The sequence below is a fragment of the Oleiphilus sp. HI0125 genome (assembly GCF_001635355.1).
Genome location: NZ_LWGF01000219.1, coordinates 1 through 656, shown reverse-complemented (window position 1 = coordinate 656; position 656 = coordinate 1). Strand labels below are relative to the sequence as shown.

The window sequence follows — 656 nt, the reverse complement described above, 5'->3', positions numbered from 1 at the left end:
ACGAGAAGAGCCATATTGGCGCGATCGATAAAAATGACACGGCCTGAAGCAGCATGACACCAACAACTCCGTGCCGAATGCCGTTTAATTCAAGAACCTCAGTTTGGGATACTTGCACTTCGGCCATTAAGCACACTCCGCCAAAGCCCTCAAACAGCGTCGCNAATGCAGCTCGCCCTGCTCTTCGCCAACACTTACATTTGGCAAGGATAACGAAAACGGAAGACGACTTTCATGTAACTCAAAAACATCGAAACACAAATAACTCAGCGCCAACTCCTTACCAAAGCGCATATATGAGTCATACTCAAGATGGACAGGATCCGCGCTAAGAAGCTCTGGCGAGCGAACTATTAGCTCATCACGCTTAGCAAAATGCTTCCAGAGAATTCTTCGAACATTATCGCCCTTATCATAAGCCTTAACATTATCGAGCTCTTGCCCCGAGATCTGCCCCGATCCTGAAACCGCATTGCGCTCTAGGCTTGTATTTTCGGGTGACGGTAAGGGTCTAGGATAAACGTACACAGCTTCGTCAAACCACATCCATGTCCATGCTCGAACTAAACCGAAAGGAAAGTATGTTTGAAGACGAATACCTGATAACGAGTGCACGCCTCGTTCAAATGACTGAGTCTGAACCTTTACATCGAAAC

At 47.0% G+C, this 656-nt stretch carries 1 protein-coding gene; it reads right to left on the bottom strand.

Features of this window, described 5'->3' with window-relative positions; genetic code table 11:
* Positions 1-126: 126 nt before the first annotated feature.
* A partial coding sequence (locus A3762_RS03340) for a DUF58 domain-containing protein (RefSeq protein WP_156493184.1) occupies positions 127-656 on the bottom strand: 530 nt, incomplete at its 5' end.